Source organism: Streptomyces tirandamycinicus (genome assembly GCF_003097515.1).
In the GTDB taxonomy this organism is placed as follows: Bacteria; Actinomycetota; Actinomycetes; order Streptomycetales; family Streptomycetaceae; genus Streptomyces; species Streptomyces tirandamycinicus.
Window position 1 is genome coordinate 1,399,246 of sequence record NZ_CP029188.1, and the last position, 20,964, is coordinate 1,420,209.

The 20,964-nt window shown below is 73.5% G+C and carries 18 protein-coding genes; 3 read left to right on the plus strand and 15 right to left on the minus strand.

What is annotated here, in order from left to right; translation table 11 throughout:
* Positions 1–142 precede the first annotated feature (142 nt).
* The 10 genes from DDW44_RS06190 to DDW44_RS06235 form a co-directional block, all read right to left on the minus strand.
* Positions 143–2,326 (minus strand): heavy metal translocating P-type ATPase, encoded by a 2,184-nt coding sequence (locus tag DDW44_RS06190; protein WP_017945056.1) that lies wholly within the window; start codon positions 2,324–2,326, stop codon positions 143–145.
* A 2-nt stretch (positions 2,327–2,328) separates the two neighbouring features.
* Positions 2,329–2,640 (minus strand): DUF1490 family protein, encoded by a 312-nt coding sequence (locus DDW44_RS06195; RefSeq protein WP_017945055.1) that lies wholly within the window; start codon positions 2,638–2,640, stop codon positions 2,329–2,331.
* A gap of 197 nt (positions 2,641–2,837) precedes the next feature.
* Positions 2,838–3,749, minus strand: coding sequence for a metal ABC transporter permease (locus tag DDW44_RS06200; protein ID WP_208648036.1), 912 nt, complete (start codon positions 3,747–3,749; stop codon positions 2,838–2,840).
* An 8-nt stretch (positions 3,750–3,757) separates the two neighbouring features.
* Positions 3,758–4,642: a metal ABC transporter ATP-binding protein gene (locus DDW44_RS06205; RefSeq protein WP_108905795.1), complete on the minus strand. Its 885-nt coding sequence runs from the start codon at positions 4,640–4,642 to the stop codon at positions 3,758–3,760.
* 156 nt (positions 4,643–4,798) lie between these two features.
* Positions 4,799–5,734, minus strand: coding sequence for a metal ABC transporter solute-binding protein, Zn/Mn family (locus tag DDW44_RS06210; RefSeq protein WP_108905796.1), 936 nt, complete (start codon positions 5,732–5,734; stop codon positions 4,799–4,801).
* Positions 5,735–5,873: 139 nt separating this feature from the next.
* Positions 5,874–6,629 (minus strand): TIGR03943 family putative permease subunit, encoded by a 756-nt coding sequence (locus DDW44_RS06215; RefSeq protein WP_108905797.1) that lies wholly within the window; start codon positions 6,627–6,629, stop codon positions 5,874–5,876.
* Entirely contained in the window at positions 6,626–7,540 is a 915-nt protein-coding gene (locus DDW44_RS06220; RefSeq protein ID WP_108905798.1) for a permease, read from the minus strand. The genes DDW44_RS06215 and DDW44_RS06220 overlap by 4 nt, the downstream gene beginning before the upstream one ends.
* 430 nt (positions 7,541–7,970) lie before the next feature.
* Positions 7,971–8,141, minus strand: coding sequence for a 50S ribosomal protein L32 (gene rpmF, locus DDW44_RS06225; protein WP_017945049.1), 171 nt, complete (start codon positions 8,139–8,141; stop codon positions 7,971–7,973).
* Between the two features lie 261 nt (positions 8,142–8,402).
* Positions 8,403–9,518 carry an NAD(P)H-dependent flavin oxidoreductase gene (locus tag DDW44_RS06230; protein WP_108905799.1) on the minus strand — a complete coding sequence of 372 codons (1,116 nt, stop codon included), beginning with the start codon at positions 9,516–9,518 and terminating at the stop codon, positions 8,403–8,405.
* 247 nt (positions 9,519–9,765) lie between these two features.
* Complete coding sequence (locus tag DDW44_RS06235; protein ID WP_108908746.1) at positions 9,766–10,374, minus strand: flavodoxin family protein; 609 nt, start codon at positions 10,372–10,374, stop codon at positions 9,766–9,768.
* Between the two features lie 121 nt (positions 10,375–10,495).
* Here DDW44_RS06235 and DDW44_RS06240 point away from each other — a divergent pair, with 121 nt between their 5' ends.
* Positions 10,496–11,089, plus strand: coding sequence for a TetR/AcrR family transcriptional regulator (locus DDW44_RS06240; RefSeq protein ID WP_108905800.1), 594 nt, complete (start codon positions 10,496–10,498; stop codon positions 11,087–11,089).
* 90 nt (positions 11,090–11,179) lie between these two features.
* Here the strand turns inward: DDW44_RS06240 and DDW44_RS06245 are convergent, their stop codons facing one another.
* Positions 11,180–12,607: an FAD-binding oxidoreductase gene (locus DDW44_RS06245; protein ID WP_108905801.1), complete on the minus strand. Its 1,428-nt coding sequence runs from the start codon at positions 12,605–12,607 to the stop codon at positions 11,180–11,182.
* Between the two features lie 151 nt (positions 12,608–12,758).
* Between DDW44_RS06245 and DDW44_RS06250 the strand changes: the two genes are divergently transcribed.
* Entirely contained in the window at positions 12,759–13,457 is a 699-nt protein-coding gene (locus tag DDW44_RS06250; RefSeq protein WP_108905802.1) for a winged helix-turn-helix transcriptional regulator, read from the plus strand.
* 97 nt (positions 13,458–13,554) lie between these two features.
* Here DDW44_RS06250 and menC read toward each other — a convergent pair whose 3' ends face one another.
* Together menC and DDW44_RS06260 are read right to left on the minus strand one after the other, a co-directional pair.
* Positions 13,555–14,670 carry an o-succinylbenzoate synthase gene (gene menC, locus DDW44_RS06255; RefSeq protein WP_108905803.1) on the minus strand — a complete coding sequence of 372 codons (1,116 nt, stop codon included), beginning with the start codon at positions 14,668–14,670 and terminating at the stop codon, positions 13,555–13,557.
* Positions 14,667–15,653 (minus strand): hypothetical protein, encoded by a 987-nt coding sequence (locus tag DDW44_RS06260; RefSeq protein WP_244223973.1) that lies wholly within the window; start codon positions 15,651–15,653, stop codon positions 14,667–14,669. Before DDW44_RS06260 ends, menC begins: the two co-directional genes overlap by 4 nt.
* A 482-nt stretch (positions 15,654–16,135) precedes the next feature.
* Between DDW44_RS06260 and DDW44_RS06265 the strand changes: the two genes are divergently transcribed.
* Positions 16,136–17,758: a PucR family transcriptional regulator gene (locus tag DDW44_RS06265; RefSeq protein ID WP_108905805.1), complete on the plus strand. Its 1,623-nt coding sequence runs from the start codon at positions 16,136–16,138 to the stop codon at positions 17,756–17,758.
* A gap of 363 nt (positions 17,759–18,121) precedes the next feature.
* Here DDW44_RS06265 and dapE read toward each other — a convergent pair whose 3' ends face one another.
* Together dapE and DDW44_RS06275 are read right to left on the minus strand one after the other, a co-directional pair.
* Positions 18,122–19,306, minus strand: a complete 1,185-nt coding sequence (gene dapE, locus DDW44_RS06270; RefSeq protein WP_108905806.1) for a succinyl-diaminopimelate desuccinylase — start codon at positions 19,304–19,306, stop codon at positions 18,122–18,124.
* Positions 19,303–20,769: an amino acid permease gene (locus tag DDW44_RS06275; RefSeq protein WP_108905807.1), complete on the minus strand. Its 1,467-nt coding sequence runs from the start codon at positions 20,767–20,769 to the stop codon at positions 19,303–19,305. Before DDW44_RS06275 ends, dapE begins: the two co-directional genes overlap by 4 nt.
* Between the last annotated feature and the right edge of the window lie 195 nt (positions 20,770–20,964).

A 20,964-nucleotide genomic window follows, 5' to 3' on the forward strand; every position in this document is an offset into this window, starting at 1 on the left:
CGGGAGATGACCGCCCGGCAGACGCGCCGTCCCGTGGACCGGTGGCGTGCCGGCGGCCGTCGCCTGCCCCCGTACTCCCGCGCCCGCGTGCCCCCGTGCCCGCCCGCGTACTCCCGTACTCCCGTACTCCCGTGCCGAGGCATCACCTCACACGACGGTCCTCCAGAGGCGCCGCCCTCAGTTCGTCGTCGGCCATACGCGGCAGATGAGGGGTGTGGTTGACCAGCCGGGCGGAGTTGCCGACGACCGCGATGCTGCTGGTGTTGTGGAGCAGCGCGGCGAGGACCGGGTTGACGGAGCCTCCCGCGCTCGCCAGCAGTCCGGCGAGGTTGACGCCGATGGCGAGGCCGTAGTTCTGCCGTACGACGCGCAGGGTGTGGCGGCTGAGTTCGACGACGGCGGCCACCTGGCGCAGGTCGTTTCCGGCCAGGGCGATGTCGGCGGTCTCGAGGGCCACATGGGAGGAGTGCTCGCCCATGCTGATGCCGACGTCGGCCAGGGCGAGCGCGGGGGCGTCGTTGGTGCCGTCCCCGACCATGGCGACGGTGTGCCCTTCGCTCTGCAGGTCGCGGATCAGCTGGAGTTTGCCCTCGGGGAGCGCGTGGGCGTGGACCTCCGTGATGCCGAGGGCGTCGGCGACGACCTGTGCGGTCTCCGGTGCGTCGCCGGTGAGGAGCACCACACGGGAGACACCGAGGTCCCTCAGCTGCCGGATGACCGTCTCGGCACCGGAGCGTACGGCGTCGGAGACACCGAGCATGCCGATCAGGTCCTCGTCGTGGGCGATGCAGATGACCGTCTCCCCGCCGCGCCGGAGCTGCTCCGTCCATCCCTGGGCCTCGTCGGTCAGCCGGACCCCGTGCCGGCGGAGCAGGGCCGGGCTGCCGACCAGCAGCCTGGTGCCGTCCAGTTCGGCTCGCATACCCATGCCGAGGACGACCTCGCAGGCCTGGTGGATGGGGATGTGGAGGTGCTGCTCCTCGGTACGGGCGACGATGGCCTGGGCGAGCGGGTGACGGGCGTGCAGCTCACCGGAGGCGGCCAGGCTCATCACCTCGTCGGCGGTGAACCTGTCGCTGAGCGTCACCACGCTGGTGACCAGGGGGCGCCCGAAGGTCAGCGTGCCCGTCTTGTCGAAGACGACCGCCGTGACCCGGCCGACGCCCTCCAGGTGGGTGCCGCCCTTGATGAGGGTGCCGCGGCGTGCCCCGTTGCCGATGGCGGCGCTGATCGCGGTCGGGGTGGCGAGGCCGGCGGCGCAGGGGCAGGCGATCAGGAGCATGGTCATCGCGCGGCGGGCGTCGCGGGTGACGGCGTAGGTCAGCGCCGCGAGAGCGAACGAGACGGGGACGAATCGGCGGGTGAAGCGGGCGGCCACGGTCTGGATGGGTGCCCGGTCGGACTGGGCCTCCTCGACCCGGCTGATGATCCGGCCGACCGTGGTGTCCCGCCCGACCAGGCTCGCCCGGACGGTGAGCGAGCCGGAGGTGACGATCGTGCCGGCGTAGACGTGGGTGCCTTCCCGGGCGTAGACGGGCAGTGCCTCACCGGTGATCGCGGCCTGGTCGACGAGTGCGTCGCCGGAGACGACGTGCCCGTCGACCGGGATCCGGTGGTGTTCGTACACGGCCACGACGTCGTCCGGCTCGACGTCGTCGAGCGCCACCTCGACCTCGACGCCCTCCCGGACGAGCCAGACGCGCTCCTCGCCGATGGTGAGCAGTTCCTCGATCGCCCGCCGGGTGCGGCGGAGCGTCAGGGTCTGGAGGAACTCGCCGATGTTCAGCAGCCACAGCACGGTGAGGGCGACCACGTTCTCCCGCAGCACCAGCGAGATCACCGTCGCCGCCGTGACCAGGGAGTCCGTTCCCGGATGGGTGCGGCCGCGCAGGGAGCGCAGGGCCCCCCGGAAGAAGGGCAGGCCGGTGAAGACCGTGACCGCGCCGAGGAGTCCCGGGGAGCCGAAGGCGAAGCGGGGCCGGCCCAGCAGGCGGCGCAGTGCCACGAGCGCGAGGACCGCGCCCCCGACGACGAGCCTGGCGACCTCGCCGGTGGAGGAGTCGGGCGTGGAGCGGGTGGGCCTGGCGGGCGCGGAGGAGGGCGGGGCGTCGTCCAGCGCGGCAACCAGACGGTCGACGTCCAGGAGGTCCGGCGCCATCCAGATGACGACGCTCCCGGTGCGGGGGAAGATCCGCAGCGCACGGAACCCGTCGATGCCGGTGAGGCGCTCGTCGACCGTTCCGGCGCTGCCCGGGCGGTCCCGTACCCAGGGCACGGTCAGCCGGGCGCGGCCCGCGGCGACGGAGCGGACGACCACGGCGGGCATGGTCAGTGCTCGTGTCCGTGAGCGTCCGCCTCGACCTTGACGGCGGACGGCGGCGGGGCCTCCTCGCCGAGCGTGGTCCGGGCCTCCGCGACCATGTCGCCGGCCTTGAGCCGGGCTTCCTCGGTCGCCGACGCCAGCCACCGGCCCGCGACGATGCCGCTCGCGATGCCTCCGACGAGCGCCTTGCGGGCCGCTGAAGTGCCGTCGGGGAGACGCTTCGTGGCCCCGCGGATGATCAGGCCGCCCACCACTCCGGAGATCGCGTAATGGGCCAGACGGCCGGCCGCGGCGCCGGCGAGAGCGAGGGGGTGCATGAGGTGCTCCTTCCGTCCTTGCCGTCCCTGCCGTTTCTTCAGTCCACTCAGTGCACTCAGTCGATTCCGTCCCTTCGAGACTGCCGAACTACCGCACTGCCGAACTGTCGAACTACCGAACGACACCTCTCCTCAAGTCTGCGCCCGCCCGGCCGGACCGGGCGAGCCGAGGGCCGGAGGTGCCGGGGAGGAGCCGTTCAGACCGGTGTCGCGGCCCGTCGCGGTGCGGAGGGGCGCATATCCCGGGGACTCCGGGCGTCCCGCCTCGCCGTCGCCAGCCTGCAGACCAGGTAGATCGTGAAGGAGATGGTGGTGACGTAGGGGCTGATGGGGACCGTGCTGCCGAGGGCGAGCAGAATCCCGCCCTCCATCGAGACGAGCGCGAAGACGACGCTGAGAACGGGGAGCAGGGTGGTCGAGGCCGTGACCCGCGCGGCGGCAGCCGCGGGCGTGACGAGGAGCGACAGCACCAGCAGCGCCCCGACGATCTGCACGCACAGGGCGACGGCCAGGCCGAGCACCAGCATGAACACCAGGGACAGGGCGCGCACGGGCACCCCGCGTGCCGCGGCGACCTCCGGGTCGACGCTGGCGAAGGTCAGTGGTCTCCAGACGACCGCGAGAGCGACCAGCACCACCAGCGAGGTGGTGAGGAGCCAGGACATCCGGGGGGTGTCGACGGCGATGATCTGGCCGGTCAGCAGGCCGAACTTGTTCGCCGCCCGCCCCTGGTAGAGCGAGAGGAAGAGCACCCCGAGGCCGAGGCCGAACGGCATGACCACGCCGATGACGGAGTTGCGGTCCCGTGCCCGGACCCCCAGTACGCCGATGACCGCCGCCGCCAGCAGGGACCCCACGATGGACCCGGCCACGACGTTCAGGCCCAGCAGCAGCGCCGCCGCGCCGCCGGCGAACGACAGCTCGCTGATGCCGTGCACCGCGAACGGCAGGTCCCGCCTGATCACGAAGACCCCGGCCAGGCCGCCGACCAGGCCGAGCAGCACCCCGGCCAGCAGCGAGTTGTGGGCCAGGCCGAGCAGCTCGCCGTAGTCCTCGAAGTCGAAGATCCGCTGCCGGACACCGGGGCCGTTTCCGTCGGCGGGCAGCATGCCGCCCGTCACGGACGGCCTCCCCCGTTCGGCCCGTCGGCGTGACCGTGCTCGGAGGGCCCGTCGGGCGCCCCGACGACGACGATGCGGTCACGGGCGCGGACGACGTCGATCCGTGTCCCGTACAGCCGGGAGAGGGTGGACGAGGTCATCACCTCGTCCGCCGTCCCGACCCGGAAACCGCCCCGGGCCAGGTACAGGACCCGGTCGACCAGTCCCAGGACGGGATTGATCTCGTGGGTCACGAAGACGACGGCGGTGCCGGCGGATCGGCGCCGCCGGTCCACCAGGTCGGTGACCGTGCGCTGGTACTGCGGATCGAGGGAGAGCAGGGGCTCGTCGCAGAGCATGATCCGCGGATCGGCGGCGAGCGCCTGCGCGATACGGACGCGCTGCTGCTCACCGCCGGACAGCCTGCCGACGGGAACGTCCGCGAAGGGCGTCGCGCCGACCGAGTCCAGCACCTCGTCGACGCGGTGGCGGATCGACCGGGGAGAGGCCGGCACCCCCCAGCGGTGCCCGTCCATACCGAGCCGCACCAGGTCGCGTGCGCGCAGCGTGGCCTGCGCGGGCAGGGAATTCTGCTGGGGGACGTAGCCGATGTGCCTGCCGCCTCGCCGGGGGGCCCGGCCGAGGACCGTGAGTGAGCCCGCGGTGAGCTGCTGCCGGCCGAGGATCACCCGCAGCAGGCTGGTCTTTCCCGATCCGTTCGGGCCCAGCACCGCGAGGAACTCCCCGGGCCGCACGTCGAGATCCAGGCCGCGCCAGAGCACGCGGTCGCCGTACGCCAGTGCGGCGTCCCGCAGGCGGATCACCGGCCTGCCCGGCTCGGCGTCCCCGCCGGCGGCACTGCCCGGCCGGGAAAGCGGTGCGATGGCCTCGGTACGGTCCATGACGTGTCCGGCTGCTCGTCTGCCTGTGTGTCCGGTGCTCTCCTGAGAGCTGCGTGCACGTGGTCCCCTGAGAACCGCGTGTCCGGTGCTCTCCTGAGAGCCGACCTTTCCGGAGCTCTCCTCAGGGCTGCGGGTCCAGCGGTCTCTCCTCCAGAGCTATGTGTCCAGCGCTTTCCTGAGAGCGTCGATGTTGGCGGTCATCCAGCTGATGTAGTCCTCCCCCGGGGGAAGGGTCTCGGTGACGGGAACCACGGGGATGCCGTGGGCCCGGGCGGCCTGCTCGGTCTTCTCCGTCTGGGGGCCGGAGGTCTGCTCGTTGTGCACGAGCGCCCGCACCCGCTTGTCCGTGAACAGGTCGAGCGTCTGCCGCAGGGTCCTCGGGGAGACGTCGTCGCCTTCCTCGATCGCCTCGCTGAAGTCGGCGGGCGTCAGGTTCCGCAACCCGCTCGCTTCGACCAGGTAGAGCGGTACGGGTTCGGTGACCGCCACCGCCGTGCCGCCGTGGTCCGTGCTGATGCGCCGTTCGGCGTCCAGCAGCGGTGTCAGCCGCTCCTTGAACGTCACGGCGTTCTTCCGGAAGACGTCGGCGTCCGCGGGGTCGGCCGCGGCCAGGGCGTCCGCGATCCGGTCCGCCAGCTTCCCCATGGCGGGGAGGTCGTACCAGACATGCTCGTTGAACTCCCCGCCCCGTGCCGGGGCCTTGCCCGAGACGTCGACGGCGTTGACGACCTCCGCGTCGGAGTTCCGCGCGCCGCGCAGCATCTTTCCGACGAAGTCGTCGTAGCCGCCGCCGTTCTCGACGACGACCTTCGCCCGGGACAGTTCCAGCTGGTTCCGGGTGCTCGCCTCGTACGAATGCGGATCCTGCGCGGGGTCGCTGATGATCGAGACGACGGTGACCCTGTCCCCGCCGATCTGCCGGACGATGTCCCCGTAGACGTTGGTCGAGGCGACGACCGGGATGGCGGGGTTCGCGTCCCCGTGCGGTGCGGCCTCGCCCGGGCCGGCACCCGAGGAGCTGCCGCATCCGGGCGCGAGCACCAGCGCGGCGACGGTCAGCAGGGCCGGGAAACGGCCTGAGGAGACGCCCATCTGCGTCCTCCGAGCCGAAGGCGAAACCGAAACGGTTATCACTTGAATCATCGCACCGCCGTGCCTCGGCCTCCACCTCACGCGGAGATCCGCCGCCCGGCTGTCCGCCTCGCGGAGATCCGCCGGCGGACGGTGGCGCTCAGCCGGCGGCGGGAGGTCGGTCGACGTAGGGGAGGGGCGGCTCCGGGATCCTGTCGACCGCGATGGCGTCGAGCGCGAGGGCCGCCGACGTGCTGCCCAGGGCGCCGCCCGGGTGCCAGGTGCCGGTCACCCTCACCCAGGTGTCGGCGGGCGGTGCCGTCACGCCGTGCACGGTGACGGCCAGCGACTGCGCGTCGGCCGCACAGCAGGCGATCAGGAGGCGGGTCAGGTCCCAGGTGCCGTCCTCGCCCGGTGTGACGAACCCCTGCAGGACGACGGTGCGGCCCAGGAGACTCTGCTGCTCCTCCTGCTGCACCCTGGCGATGAACTCGGTGAGGGAGAGCGGGACGGGCCCGCGGGCCGGGAGCGTGTCGAAGCTCTCGTACTCCGCGACGAGCTGCGGGCTGTCCCGCGCGGCGGTGTAGGAGCCCAGCGCAGGAGGGGCGTACAGCAGCAGGGCGAGGGCGGGTGGCAGGAGCAGCCAGGCGACCCGCGGTCCGCGGGTGTGGTCGTGCCCGTGGACCGGCTCCGGGTCCTCGTGACCGGCGTCCCGCCCCGGACGGCGTGCGGGGAAGGGCAGCCCGTCGCGCAGGGCGCCGATCGCCCCCAGGGCGCACAGCGCGATCCCGGAGGCGACGAGGTAGGGCTGCAGTCCTTGCTTCACATAGCGCAGGCCGATGTCGCTGAAGAGGGACACCCGGAGGACCCCGGCTCCGAGGAGGACGAGCAGCACGGCCTGGAGCGGGCGTCTCACAGCAGCCACCACCCGGTGATGGCGCTGGCCGCGACGGCGACGACCGCCGTGGCCGCGGAGAAGCGCAGGGCGAACGCCCGGCCGAACGTCCCCGCCTGCAGGGCGATCAGTTTCACGTCGACCATGGGGCCGACCACCATGAAGGCCAGCCGTGCCGTGGGCGAGAAGCCGGTGAGCGAGGCGGCGACGAAGGCGTCGGCCTCCGAGCAGACGGCGAGGACGATCGCGAGTCCGGCGAGGAACAGCACCGACAGCCAGGGGGATCCGGCGAAGGTGTCCAGCACGGACCTCGGCACGGCGACGTTGAACGTCGCGGCGGCCATGGCACCGAGCACGAGGAACCCGCCGGCGTGCAGGAAGTCGTGCTGGAAGCCGAGCCGGAACTCCTCCCACCGGCTGTGGCCGTGGCGGTGGCCGGTGTGCCGGGACGGCATGCGCAGCCACTCCGCGCGGCCGAACCTCAGCCACAGCCAGCCCATCGCCGCCGAGACGGCCAGTGAGGCGACGAGCCGGGCGGCCACCATCTCCGGGCGGCCGGGGAAGGCGACGGCGGTCGAGGCCAGCACGATCGGGTTGACGGCGGGCGCGGACAGCAGGAACGCGAAGGCGGCTGCCGGTGTCACGCCCCGCCGGATCAGGCTCCCCGCCACGGGCACCGAGGCGCACTCACAGCCCGGCAGCACCACCCCGGCCGCGCTCGCCACCGGCACCGCCAGGGCGGGTCTGCGCGGCAGCGCCCTGCTGAACACGCGCGCCGGTACGAAGGCGTTGACCGCACCGGAGACCAGTGTGCCCAGGATCAGGAACGGCAGGGCCTGCACCGTGACGGCCACGCAGATCGTCTGCCAGGCCCGGAAGCCGGGGTGGGTCAGCCACTGAGCCGCCCCCGCCGCCCAGGCGAGCCCGACCACCGCCAGTACCGATGCGGCGCCGGCGGCGAGGACGGGCGCCGGGGCGGGACGGCCGGATTCCGCGGCCGTCCCGGGACCCGACTTCGGCGGCGTTCCCGGGCCGGCACCCGGCCGCGTTCCCGGTGGTCTACCCGGCTGCGTTCCCGGCCGCGTCGACGTGTTCGGCTGGTCCTGCACCGATCCCCCTGGTTCGTTCACGCCGGCTCCGGCCCGTCCCGGAGCGGCATCACCATAGCGGTGGACGCGCCCTCCCCGAGATCGGCCGGCGCCGCCCGGAGTGGGCCGGCCGGGCGAACCGGCAGGGGACCTCGGCCGGGTCGGGCGGTGCCGTGGCTGCGACCACCGCCCGACCCGGAGCATGCACCCGCGTGGCAGGCGATCGGCGCGTGTCCGGGTCCGTACGCGTGCGGGTGGCCGTTCGGCCGTGCCGTCAGCCCTTGGGGCGCAGCAGACCGCGCTCGTAGGCCTTGACCAGCCGCTGCGGCACCAGATAGGTCACTCCGTCCACCGTGACCGGCACGAGCTGCGATGTGGTGGCCTTCCACTGGGCGCGGCGGTGACGGGTGTTGCTGCGGGACATCTTCCGCTTGGGAACGGCCATGGGATCGGGCCCTCTCCGGACGACGGTGCGAACTCTGGCGCAGAGTATATGGAAATGGATCCCGTTTCCAACTCTCGCTCCCTCCGCCGCACAGCCGACGGCGGGCAGCGGCCGGGGCCCTCTCGCGGACGGCGACGCCCAGGCCCCCCGGGAGCGGCCACCCGGTCCCCCGCCCCCTCGACACCGGTGACCGCACCGGCCCGCCCCGCGGACCCCGAACCGGCGACGCATGTGCGCCCGCCGTGGCCTTCGCACCGCGCTTCAGACGTCTCCGGGCGCCGGACGGCGCAGCGCCGACCCGGTGTCGGCGATGAGTTCGCCGAGGTAGGCGCGGGCGCTGAGCGGCCGGGTGAGTGCCGCCGCCTGGCCGGACCAGAGGTTGACGTAGTCGGCCAGTCCGCGTGCCGCGGCCGCTGTGCGGAGCGGGCGGGTGAGTGCGTACTGGAGCGGATAGGGCGCCAGTCGGTCCTCGTACGCCAGCGCCTCGCGGGTGAAGCGGTTGGGGATGGCCCGCGCGAGCCGTCCCGAGAAGGCCCGGGTCAGTACGGTCGTACGCGCGTCGGGGCCGTGCAGTGCGGCCCGGTGGAGGGCGCTCGCGCCGGACTCGTCGGTCGCCAGGAATCCGGTGCCGATCTGCACTCCGTCCGCCCCGAGCGTCAGCGCGGCGGCGACCCCCCGGCCGTCGGCTATGCCGCCGGCGGCGATGACGGGGATCGACACGGCCCGCGCGACCTGCGGGACGAGGGAGAACGTCCCGACGAGGGACTCGTTCACGGGGCGCAGGAACGAGCCGCGGTGGCCGCCCGCATCACTGCCCGAGGCGACGACGGCATCCATGCCCGCCGCCTCGATCGCCAGAGCCTCATCGACGGTGGTCGCGGTGCCGACGGTCCGGATGCCCCGGCGGCGGGCCTCGTCCAGCACCCGGGCCTCGGGCACGCCCATCACAAAGCTGATCACCGGCGGCCCCGCCGCGAGCAGCGCGTCGATCTGCTCCGCGAAGTGCGGGGCGGGAGGCGGTTCCTCCAACTGGTCCATGGGCAACCCGAGTTCCTCGAACCACGGGCGCAGCAGCGCGGTGTACCGGGCCATCCGGTCACGGTCGGGCGGTACCGCGGCCTCGTCGGGGTGCGGGACCCAGAGATTGACCGCGAAGGGGCGGGCGGTGGCCTTCCGCAGCTCGCCCACGAGCCCGCCGATCCCGTCCGGGGTGAGGAGGTGGGCTCCGTACGAGCCGAGCCCGCCGCCCTCGGAGACGGCGGAGGCCAGCGCCACGGACGACAGTCCGCCGCCGAACGGGCCCTGCACGATGGGGACTTCCAGGTCCAGCAGTCCGGTGAGCCGGCCGCCGGCCCAGGAGCGCTTTCCGTCGGTCATGACAGTCCTCCTTCAAGTCGAGGAGTCGCGGGAGTCGGGGGAGTCGGGGGAGTCGCGGGAGTCGCGGGAGTCGTGAGAGTCGCGGGAGTCGCGGGAGTCGCGGGAGTCGCGGGAGTCGTGGGAGTCGTGAGAGTCGGGGAAATCGTGAGGCGAGGGCGCCGGGGAGCCGAGTGAGCCCGGGGAGCCGAGAGCACCGAGGGACCCTCGGAAGCCGAGGGAGCTGGGCCACTCCCGGCGCTGGGGGCGTTCACCGTCCGAGGGCGAGGGCCGTGCGCCCCGCCACCTGCTCCAGGGCGGTTTCGGCGACCCGGCGTCCGAGGTGCTCGGCGGTCCTCAGATCCGCCCCCGAGGGGGCCGCGTCCGGGCCCAGGTCGGACGGCGACTGGGCCATCGCGCCGAGGAAGCCGCCGAGGCGGTTGAGGTCCTCCGGGGTTCCGGTCGTGGAGTAGTCGCCGCCGGGCGGCAGGCCCAGCGAGACCCAGTTCATGCCGTGCTGGGCGGCGAAGACCGAAAGGGAGATCAGGACGTTCAGCTTGTCGCCGTTGACACCCGCGGAGTTGGTGAAACCGGCGGCTAGCTTCCCGGCCCAGCCCTGCTCCGCCCAGACCGGGGCGCTGGCCTCGGCGAAGGCCTGGAAGACGGCGGACTGGCCGCCCATGTAGGTCGGTGTGCCGAAGACGATCGCATGGGCGGCGGCCAGTGTCCGCCAGAGCCGGCCGTCCACGACGGCCACGTCGCACAGTTCGGCCCGCACTGCGGGCAGCGACGCCGCTCCGGCGGCGACGGCACGGGCCTGGCGGGCGGTGTGGCCGTAGCCGCTGTGGAAGGCCACCGCGACGGTGATGCTCTCGGGCATGGTGAAGTCCTCGCAGGTCAGGTGGGAGGTGGGCTGACTTCTCAGCGCCTGGTTCGACACTAGACGACCGGTCAACTAAACGCCACCCCGCTGATAGTTGACCGGCCGTATACTCATCGTCATGGGACGGACGAGCACGGCACGGGAACGACTGCTGGACGCGGCCTGCGGCCTGATGCTGAGCCGCGGTTACGGCACGATCGGCGTCGCCGAGATCTGTGCCCGCGCGGATGTCAGGAAGGGCAGCTTCTACCACTTCTTCGAGTCGAAACAGGCCCTGACGATCGAGGCGATCAACGCGCACTGGGCTTCCCAGCGGGCCGGCTGGGTGGCCACCCTGCGCGGCGACGGGCCGGCGGAGGACCGGCTGGAGCGGTTCTTCCTCGACCAGGCGGCGGCCCAGCACACGGCGAGGACGCAGAACGGCGCGGTCAACGGGTGCCTGTTCGGCAATCTGGCCCTGGAGATGAGCACCCAGGACGCGGTCGTCCAGGGCCGGCTGGCGGAGGTCTTCGACGAGCAGATCGACCTGGTGCACGCCACGCTCACGGAGGCGGCGGAGCAGGGCGCCGTCCCCGCCCCCGCCGCGGATCGCGAGACCGCCCGCGCGGTGCTCGCCCAGCTGGAGGGCATGGTCATGTTCGCGAAGCTGGCGAACGACCCCTCCGTCCTCGACGGGCTGTGGGCCCAGGCCTCCCGGCTCCTGAGGAGCTAGTGCGGCCACCACGTACCGGGCCGCGGGCACGGTCACGGCACGACCACGGGCGCGGCACGGCCACGACCACGGGCGCGGGCGCGGGCGCGCTCAGGCTCTGTGCCGGCCGGGTGATCCGGCGGAGGGTCCCACGACCGCCGGCGAGGTCGCGCCGGGTCGGATGTTCTTGTTGAGGTGGAAGACGTTGCCTGGGTCGTACGCGACCTTGACGTCGGCCAGTCGACGGTAGACGCGCTCGCCGTACGCCTCCCGCACCCGGCTGGTGCCGTCGTCGGCGTCGAGGAAGTTGACATAGACGCTGCCGACGCGATGCGGCTGGAGGGCGTGCAGGAACCGCCGCGCCCACGCGGTCTCGGCCGCGGCCCGCTCACCGGACTCTTCGGGCAGCCATACGGCGTCGATGTTGATGTTGTGCGCCACGTCTCGGGCGGCGTAGGCGGTGGTGTCGCCCGCGAGCCGGGCCACGGCGCCGCCCATGTGGAACATCACCGCGTACGACCGGGGCGAGCCGGCCTCGTAGGCGTGGTCGGCGATGACCGCGATGGCGTGGTCGGAGAGGCCGGCGAGGTCCGTGGCCTTCCAGTAGTAGTGCCAGCCGTGCGGGACGGTGTCGTCGGTGCTGCGCTGGTGGGCCACGTACGGCTTCGGTGCGACCAGGTCCGCGAGCGGCCTCCCGAACCGGCGAAGAGCCCGCACCGCCCGCTCGCCGTCCCGGACCGCGCCGGCGTGGCAGCAGACGACGGCGACGGCCGGCCGCCAGTGCAGCTCCTCGGGCACGGCCGGCAGCGGGGGGACGGTGCCGAGCCTGACGACGGTGCCGAGTTCATCGGGTGCTTCGGCGGCGAAGTCCCGGTAGAAGCGCAGCACGTCGGCGGTGTCGTCGGCCGCCCAGAGGACCGGACCGGCCAGCACGGTCGGGCCGACGGGGTGCAGCGCGAACCGGAACGAGGTGACGACACCGAAGTTGCCGCCGCCGCCTCGCAACGCCCAGAGCAGATCGGGGTGGTCGTCGGCGGACGCCCGCACGACGCCGCCGTCGGCGGTGACCACCTCGGCGGCCAGCAGGCTGTCGACCGTGAGCCCGTACCGGCGCATGAGGAAGCCGATTCCGCCGCCGAGGGTCAGCCCGGCCACGCCCGTATGGCTGACGATCCCGCCGGTGGTGGCGAGACCGTGGGCCTGCGACGCTTCGTCGACGTCGCCCCACAGCGCCCCACCCTGCACCCGGACCGTGCGGCCGGCCGGGTCGACCCGCACCGACCGCATCGCCGAGAGGTCGATGACGATCCCCTCGTCGCACACCGCGGTACCGGCCACGTTGTGTCCCCCGCCCCGCACCGCGATCTCCAGGTCGTGGTCGCGGGCGAAGCGCACGGCCGCGGCCACGTCGGCGGTCCCGGCGCACCGGGCGATCAGCCGGGGGCGCCGGTCGACGGACCCGTTCCACACGGATCGGGCGGCGTCGTAGTCGGCGTGACCGGCGGTGATCAGTCGCCCCCGGAACCCGTCGATCTCCATGACGGTCGCCTCCTCACGCGGTACGGCCCACCTGCCCGGCGGTCGTACCGCCACCTTCTGGTGTCCCGGTATCCATCGCACCACCGGGGCGTCGCGGTCGTGAAGTCAGGAATCTGGACTTCAGGGCCGGAACGGGTGGGACACTGGTGTCGTGCGGAGCTACGGCCAGTACTGCCCCATAGCCCGCGGCGCCGAGATCTTCGCCGAACGGTGGACGCCGCTGATCATCCGCAATCTGCATCTGGGCTGCGGCAGCTTCAGCGAGATCCTGGAAGGCGCCCCCGGGCTCTCCCGGACCCTGCTCTCCCAGCGGCTCAGGCAACTCGAGCGGCTCGGCGTCGTCAGCTCCGGGCCCAAGCCCGGCGGACGCGGACGACACTACGCACTCACGCCCGCGGGTCACGACCTCTTCAAGGTCTGCGTGTCGCTCGGCGAGTGGGGTGCGGCCTGGCTCGAGATCGCGCCCGAGCACCTCGATCCCTTCGTGGCGCTGTGGTCGATGTGCAACATGCTCCGCCGGGACCGGCTTCCGGACCGACGCGTCGTCATCCGCTTCGACTTCACCGGCCGCGAACGCCGCGAACGGTACTGGCTGCTGATCGAACGCGGCGACACGGAGATCTGCAAGACGTACCCGGGTCTCGACGAAGACCTCTACATCACGGCGGAAGCCGAGGCTTTCATCCGGTGGCACGCGGGCCGGCAGACCTGGGCCGAAGCCGTCCGTGACCGCCGCATCCAGCTGCACGGCCCCTCCTGGCTCGTACGAGCCTTCCCGACGTGGAACGCCCGCAGCGCCTTCGCCCACGTCAGGCCGGTGCCCCGGACCGCGGCGGGCTCGGCGGCCTGACGGGCTGGGGGCGGCCGGTCACGGGAGGCGACGGCGGCGCACCGGCGGTCGGGTCGCGGGGCGGTCGGCGCCCCGGTCGTCACCGCGGCCGGGGCGGTCACGTGCGTACCGCGTACAGCTCCCGGGTCCCCGTCGTGAACCGGGCGAGGGCGTCCGGCAGCGGGGCGACGCCGATACCCGGGGCGGTCGGTACGGGCAGATGGCCGTCCTGGAGGACGAACGGCTCGGTGATGTCCTCGGCGAAGTACCGGCCGGAGGCGGAGGTGTCGCCGGGCAGGGTGAAGCCCGGGAGGGCGGCGAGCGCCAGGTTGGGAGCGCGGCCGATGCCCGTCTCCAGCATTCCGCCGCACCACACCGGCACGCCGTGGGCGGCGGCCACGTCGTGGATGCGACGGGCCTCCGGGTAGCCGCCGACGCGGGCCGGCTTGACGTTGACGACCCGGCAGGCGTCCATCGCGAGCGCGGACGCCGCGTCGCGTGCGGAGTGGATCGACTCGTCGAGGCAGACCGGGGTGGCCAGGCGCTGCTGGAGCCGGGCGTGGGCGTACAGGTTGTTCTCCTCCAGCGGCTCTTCGATCAGCAGCAGCCCGAACTCGTCGAGCCGTCGCAGGTGTTCGGCGTCGGCGAGGGTGTAGGCGGTGTTGGCGTCCACCTGGAGCGGGAGTTCGTCGCCGAAGCGGTCGCGTACGGCGCGCACCGGCTCGACGTCCCAGCCCGGTTCGATCTTCAGCTTGATACGGAGGTAGCCCTCGGCGAGGTACCGCTCGACGTCGTCGATCAGTTCGGGCACGGAGTCCTTGATGCCGACGGACACCCCGGCGGGCACCCGTTCGCGGACCGAGCCGAGAAACGTCGCGAGCGACATCCCGTACGTGCGCAACTCGGCGTCCAGCAGGGCGGTTTCCAGGGCCGCCTTGGCGAGTTCGTGGCCCTTGACGGAGGCCAGGGCCGGGGCGACGGCCGCGGTCGTCGGTGCGGGCAGGGCGGCGACGCGGGGCAGCAGGAAGTCCCGGATGACGATTTCGGCTCCGGCGACGAACTCCGCGCAGTACAGCGGCTGGGGGTCGGCGGCGAACTCGGACCAGCCTTCCGCCTCGTCGGTCACCACATGCAGCAGGAAGGTGTCCTTGCTGGTCATCGTCCCGAAGGAGGTACGGAACGGGGTGACGAGCGGGATGGCGACATGGAGCAGTTCGACGCGTTCGAGCTTCATTCCTGCTCCTGGGAGGGGGATGCGGGGGTGCCTGCGGAGAGGGGTGCGAAGGGGGCAGGGGATGTGCAGGGGGCGGAGGATGCCGAGGGCGAGGAGGATACGGAGGGGGTGGAGGATGCCGAGGGAGTGAAGGATGCCGAGGGGGCGGAAGTGGTCTCGGGGGCGGTCGCGTGCGAGGTCCCCCCGTACGGGCTCCCCGCGGCGACCCCGGCGCCGGTCTCCCCCGCCGTGAGCCCGGCGGTCGGGCGGCGGGTCAGCAGGTACCAGCCGTCGCGGGACATGGACGTCGGGCGCAGGCCCTCGGCGTACGCCTCGGCGAAGACCTCGCGCACGGCGTGCCGCCACCGGAGCGCGAGGGCCGGGTCGGCGGCGCGCAGCGCGACGATGTCCTCGGGTACGCGGCACCACATCCGGTCCGCGCCGCGCAGGGCGAGCGGGCCTCCGTCCGGTGCCCTGCGCACGGTGTCGGCGTCGGCGCGCCCGTCGTCGGGGCCGTCCTGCCGCGGGCTGCCGGCCACCAGGTCCCATTCGACGGTCAGCCGGTCGCTCTCGTCGCCGTTGTTCACGCCGTCGCTCATCGGCCCGTAGAAGTCGACCAGGTACTCGCCCCCGACGGCGCCCAGTCTGACCAGGTTGAAGCGGGCATTGCGGCCGACCAGCGGGTCGAAGGTCCAGCGCATGGTGGTGGCGCCGTGCTCCAGCGCCCACTGCCGCTGGGCCTGCTTGATCGCGAAGCCGACACCGCGGCCGGACGCGCTCGCGGCGGCCACGAACGAGTACACGTCCCGCTCGCCGGGCGGCCCGAACACCGCCACCGCCGCCCCGGCCGGCCGTACGCCCGACGGCTTCTCGGAGTACGCCGCGTGCACCACGCCACCGGCGTGCACCAGGCTGTGCAGCACCTCCGGGGGATAGGGCGGGGTGGCGTGCGGCATCTGCCACACATCGGCGAGGAAGTCGGCCACGGCACGGATACCGGACACGTCGTGCACGCTACGGACCGTGACGCCGGCGGTACGGGCCGCGGCGCCGGCCTCCCGGGCGACACGGGCCGCCGCGCCCGAAATCAGGGATGCTTCCCCGGGCCCGCAGGCGGCTGCGCCCGCGATCGACGCTCCTCCCCCGGTCCGGCGGGCGGCCTCGCCCATGGGGGTTCCTCCCGCGGTGCCGCGGGCCGCTTCGCCGCCAGCGCGGGACGCGCCCGCTGCGCCGCGGGCCACGTCCCCGGCGGCGGTCGCGTCCGGTGTACCGTCCGCCGCGCCGGACCCGGCGGCGGAGCTCGTCACAGATGTCATGCCCCCGAGTCTCCAAGGCCGTATCCCGCCGGCCGTTGTCGCAAGGCACAATGAATCCTGAATCCCTGTTGCGATCAGCCAAGGCCCTCGGCGGCCGTGGGCCGGTAGAACGGCCGAAAGAGCCGATCGTCCCCATGTGACCGTCTTCCACCGGAGAGCCGACCCCGCCCATGGACGCCTGCACCCTCGAGGACCTGCTCGGCACCCTCGGCGAACCCGTGTTCCGCGTGCTCGCCGCCCCGGCCGACCTCACCGCCCCCGTCTCGGAGGTCCTGCTGCACGACGCCGGGGGGCCGTTTCCGCGCAGCGCGCCCGGCGCCCTGCTGCTGGCGGTCGGGGCGCGGGCGGGTGACGTCGGAACGCTGGCACGGGATGCCGCGGCGGCCGGGATGGCCGGACTCGTGGTGCGCGCCGGGGACGGCCGCCCCGACACGGTGGCGGAGGCGGAGGCCCACGGCCTCGCGCTGCTGGCCGTCGACGACGACGCCGCCTGGCACCACGTCCATCTGCTGCTGGCGTCCGCGGTCGGTTCCCGGCCCGGCCCCGCGGGCGGCGGGGCGGCCTTCGGGGACCTGTTCGCGCTCGCCAACGCGGTGGCCGTGGCCGTGGGCGGCGCCACCGTCGTCGAGGACGCCCACCAGCGGATCCTGGCCTACTCCACGGTCCCCGGGCAGGCCGTCGACGAGGCCCGGCGGCAGGGCATCCTGGGCCGCCAGGTGCCGAGCAGCCCCGAGAACACCGGGCAGTACCGCGCCCTGTTCGCCGCCCCCGGACCCCTGCGCCTCGCCGCGCTCGAGGACGGCGAGCTGCCGCGGCTCGCCGTGGCGATCCGCGCGGGCGGCGAGACGCTGGGGTCGTTGTGGGTCGTCGACGACGGGCAGCTCGGCCCCGGCGCGGAGGAGGCACTGACCCGGGGAGCGTCCACGGCCGCCCTGCTCCTGCTGCGGGCGCGGGCGAGTGCGGAGCTGTCCCGGCATCTGACGAGCGACCTGCTGCGCCGGCTCCTGGACGGCACCGCCGACCCCGCGGGCGCCGCTCACCGCCTCGGCCTCGCCGCCGACGCCGCGGTCCGCGTCGCGGCCTTCGCCCTCGACGGCGCGGTGTCCGCGCCCGACGGGGAGCAGACCGCGCTGCGGCTGCTGGACAGCGTACGGCTCCAGTGCGAGGCGCGGTACGGGTGGCACGCGTGCGTGCTGGTGGACGGGACGGTGTACGCGCTGCTGCCGGTGGCCGGTGCGGGGGCACCCGCGGCCCGAGCGGAGCCGAGAGCCGGAGGGAGCGGCGCGCAGCGGCACCGGCGGCTCGCCGAGGACATCGTGCGGCGCGCGGGCCGGGCACTGCGGGTGCCGGTGCGGGCGGGGCTGGGCGACGTGGTCGCGGATCCGGCCGCGGTACGCGGCTCACGCGACGACGCCGACCTCGTGCTGCGGGTGCTCGGTCCGAACGAGGACGTCGCGGCGGTGGCCGAGGTGCGCGCGCGTGTCACCCTGCTGCGGCTGCGGGAACTCATGGTCGGACAGCGGCAGTTGACGGCGGGCTCCTGGCGCGAGGTCCTGGCGTACGACACCGCGCACGGCACCGACTACGCCAGGACCCTGGTGTGCTGGCTGGACGCCGGATGCGACACGGCGCGGGCGGCGAAGCTGCTCGATGTGCACCCCAACACCTGCCGGTACCGCCTCAGACAGGCACAGCAGCACGTCGGCCTCGATCTGGCCGACCCGGACGAGCGGCTGGTGCTGTGGCTGCAGCTGCGCACGCTCGGGGGCCTGCGGGGCACCGGCCGCGGGTGAACCCCGCCGGTGGCAGGCCGCGGACGGGGTTCACCGGCGGGCGGGCCGGTCCGGGGCGGTACGCCGGACCAGGGTGGCGGGGGCAGGCGGCGGGGCAGTGCGATACGCCGGACCATGACGGGCGGGGCGGTACGCCGGTCCCGGTCGGGGGCGGCCTGGGTAAGCGACCGGGCAGTGCGGTACGCCGGTCCCGGTCCGGGGGCAGCCGGGGCACCTGCGAGCCACCGGCCGCGCCCACACCGCGTCGCCGTCGTTCAGCCGTCGTTCAGCCGCCGGCACCGCTCGCCGACTCGCCGGCTCGGCAGCTCGACGGGCCGACAGCTCGGCTGCTCGGCTGCTCGGCCACATCGGCATCACAGCCGGTCAGCGGTCCAGCGGCTCAGCGGCACGGCCGGTCGGCGGTTCAGCCGCACGGCCCGTCAGCCAGGCCGCGAGCCGTGCCTCGCACTCCCGCAACTGCCCCACGGGCACGTACTCCCCGGCGGTGTGCGCCAGGGCCGGGTCGCCCGGACCGTAGTTGAGCGCGGGCGTGCCGAGCGCGGCGAAACGGGCGACGTCGGTCCAGCCCAGCTTGGGGCGGGGGGTCGCGCCCAGGACCTCCACGAGCGCGGCGACCGGGCCCTGCCGCAGTCCGGGCAGGGCTCCCGGCACGACCTCGGTGACCTCGACCTCGTACTCGGGGAACAGCCCGCGCAGATACGCCTCGGCCTGCCCGGCCGAACGGCTGGGCGCGAAGCGCAGATTGACCGTGATCACACAGGTGTCGGGGACGACGTTCTCGGCGACGCCCGCGCGGACGGCCACCGCGTTCAGCCCCTCGCGGTACTCCAGGCCGTCGATGACGATGCGCTCGGCGGTGTGTTCGTCGAGGCGCCGGAGCATGGCCGCCGCCCGATGCGCGGCATTGACGCCCCGCCAGGAGCGGGCGGTGTGCGCGCGCTCCCCGCGTACCGTGATGTCCGCGTTCAGGACGCCCTGGCAGCCCGCCTCGACGCCCGCGTCGGACGGCTCCATCAGGATCGCGAGGTCCGCCTCGAGCAGATCGGGGCGCTCGGCGGCGATCCGGCTCAGGCCGTTGCGGTCGCCGGAGAGCTCCTCGCACTCGTAGAAGACGTACGTGACGTCGCGTACGGGGGCGGTGAGGGTGGCCGCGAGGCGCAGGGCGACGGCGACGCCGCCCTTCATGTCGCACGCCCCGAGCCCGTGAAGCAGGTCTCCGTCCAGCCGGGAGGGCAGGTTCCCGGCGGCCGGGACGGTGTCCAGGTGGCCGGCGACGACGACCCGCTCCGTACGGCCCGAGCCGACACGGCCGGAGACGGTACGGTCCGAGCCGAAACGGCCCGGGTCGGTGCGGGCCGAGTCGGCGCGGGCCGAGTCGGCGCGGGCCACGACGGAGTTGCCGATGCGTTCCACCGTCAGATGCGCGCAGGCGCGCAGGGCGGACTCCACGGCGTCGGCGAGGGCGGCCTCGTCGCCGCTCTCGGACGGGACGTCCACCAGGGCCCGGGTGAGTTCCACCAGGTCGCCGGACAAATTCAGCGGGATCATTCGGCGGTCTCCTCCTGCGGGACGGGCCGGTTCAGCCGGGAGTGCCGGATGCCGTAGAGGGCGTAGATCGCGAACCCGGCCGCCATCCACAGACCGAAGGCGATCCAGGTGTCGGAGCCCAGCCCCCACATCACATAGCCGCAGCACAGCACACCCAGCACGCAGGTCACCGGCGCGAGCGGCACCCGGAATCCGCGCGGTGCCTCCGGGCTGCGCCGGCGCAGGATCAGTACGGCACAGTTGACCAGCGCGAACGCGAACAGGGTGCCGATGCTGGTGGCGTCGGCGAGCGCGCCGAGCGGTACCAGCGCGGCGAGCACCATGACGAACGCGGACACGATCACGGTGTTGGCGCGGGGCACCCCGGTCCTCGGGTGGACCCTGGCGAACAGCGACGGCACCAGCCCGTCGCGGGCCATCGAGAACAGGATGCGGGTCTGCCCGTACTGCACGGCGAGGACGACGCTCGTGGTGGCGACGACCGCGCCGACGGACAGCAGGATCGGCCACAGGGTGCCGCCGCCGACCGAGCCCACCAGCACCTCGCTGAGCGTCGCCTCGGTTCCCGCGAACTCCCGCCACGGCATCGCGCCGACCGCCGCGACCGCCACCGCGCAGTACAGCGCGGTGATCAGCCCGAGGGAGAGGAGGATGGCGCGCGGCAGGTCGCGCTGCGGGTTCTTCGCCTCCTCACCTGCCGTCGACGCGGCGTCGAAGCCGATGTACGAGAAGAACAACGTCGCGGCGCCCGCGCTCACTCCCGCCATGCCGAGCGGGAACAGCGGCCGGAAGTTCCCGGCGCGGAACGCGGTGAAGGCGACGGCGCAGAACATCACCAGGGCGGCCACCTTCACCGCCACCATGACCGTGTTCACCACGGCGCTCTCGCGGGCCCCGCGCAGCAGCACCACCATGGCGAGGACGACGATCGCGGCGGCGGGAACGTTGAGCACACCGCCCGCGCCGGGCGGGCCGGACAGCGACTCGGGCAGCGTCCAGCCGACGGTGAGCTCCAGCAGCTCGTTCACGTACTGGCCCCAGCCGACCGCGACGGCGGCGACCGAGACGCCGTACTCCAGCACCAGACACCAGCCGCAGACCCAGGCGACCAACTCGCCGAGCGTGGCGTAGGTGTAGCTGTACGAGGACCCGGCGCCCGGGATCATCCCCGCGAGCTCGGCGTAGGACAACGCGGAGAACAGGGCGGTGATCCCGGCGAGTACGAAGGAGACCACGACGGCGGGACCCGCTTCGGGTACCGCCTGGCCGAGGACCACGAAGATCCCGGTGCCGAGGGTGGCGCCCACGCTCAGCAGCGTGAGCTGGGTGAGCCCCATCGTCCGGCGCAGCTCACCACCGCGGGCCTCGGCGACCAGATCGGCGACGTCCCGCCGCCGCGTCAGCCTGTTCGCGGTCCCGACCTCACCCGTGGGTCTCGGCGGGCTCGTCCGCACAGCGTCCATCGCGTCCACTCCTCTCACAGCTCCCGTTCCGGCCCTTGATGATGCGGAACGGAGGTGCGGGGAGGGGTGTGCGCTGCGGCCAAGACGGCGGGGCGCGCTTTGGTCTTCCGGCCAATGCTGCCGGGCGCCGGACGTGGAGGTGTTCGGTGTCCGGGGGCCGGGGCAGCGGGCGGAACCGCCTCACAGCCACCGGCC

Coding starts and splice junctions, on each gene's coding strand:
- DDW44_RS06190 (WP_017945056.1), bottom strand. CDS start 2,326: ATGCCCGCCGTGGTCGTCCGCTCCGTCGCCGCGGGCCGCGCCCGGCTG.
- DDW44_RS06195 (WP_017945055.1), bottom strand. CDS start 2,640: ATGCACCCCCTCGCTCTCGCCGGCGCCGCGGCCGGCCGTCTGGCCCAT.
- DDW44_RS06200 (WP_208648036.1), bottom strand. CDS start 3,749: ATGCTGCCCGCCGACGGAAACGGCCCCGGTGTCCGGCAGCGGATCTTC.
- DDW44_RS06205 (WP_108905795.1), bottom strand. CDS start 4,642: ATGGACCGTACCGAGGCCATCGCACCGCTTTCCCGGCCGGGCAGTGCC.
- DDW44_RS06210 (WP_108905796.1), bottom strand. CDS start 5,734: ATGGGCGTCTCCTCAGGCCGTTTCCCGGCCCTGCTGACCGTCGCCGCG.
- rpmF (WP_017945049.1), bottom strand. CDS start 8,141: ATGGCCGTTCCCAAGCGGAAGATGTCCCGCAGCAACACCCGTCACCGC.
- DDW44_RS06230 (WP_108905799.1), bottom strand. CDS start 9,518: ATGACCGACGGAAAGCGCTCCTGGGCCGGCGGCCGGCTCACCGGACTG.
- DDW44_RS06235 (WP_108908746.1), bottom strand. CDS start 10,374: ATGCCCGAGAGCATCACCGTCGCGGTGGCCTTCCACAGCGGCTACGGC.
- DDW44_RS06240 (WP_108905800.1), top strand. CDS start 10,496: ATGGGACGGACGAGCACGGCACGGGAACGACTGCTGGACGCGGCCTGC.
- DDW44_RS06245 (WP_108905801.1), bottom strand. CDS start 12,607: ATGGAGATCGACGGGTTCCGGGGGCGACTGATCACCGCCGGTCACGCC.
- menC (WP_108905803.1), bottom strand. CDS start 14,670: ATGAAGCTCGAACGCGTCGAACTGCTCCATGTCGCCATCCCGCTCGTC.
- DDW44_RS06265 (WP_108905805.1), top strand. CDS start 16,136: ATGGACGCCTGCACCCTCGAGGACCTGCTCGGCACCCTCGGCGAACCC.
- dapE (WP_108905806.1), bottom strand. CDS start 19,306: ATGATCCCGCTGAATTTGTCCGGCGACCTGGTGGAACTCACCCGGGCC.
- DDW44_RS06275 (WP_108905807.1), bottom strand. CDS start 20,769: ATGGACGCTGTGCGGACGAGCCCGCCGAGACCCACGGGTGAGGTCGGG.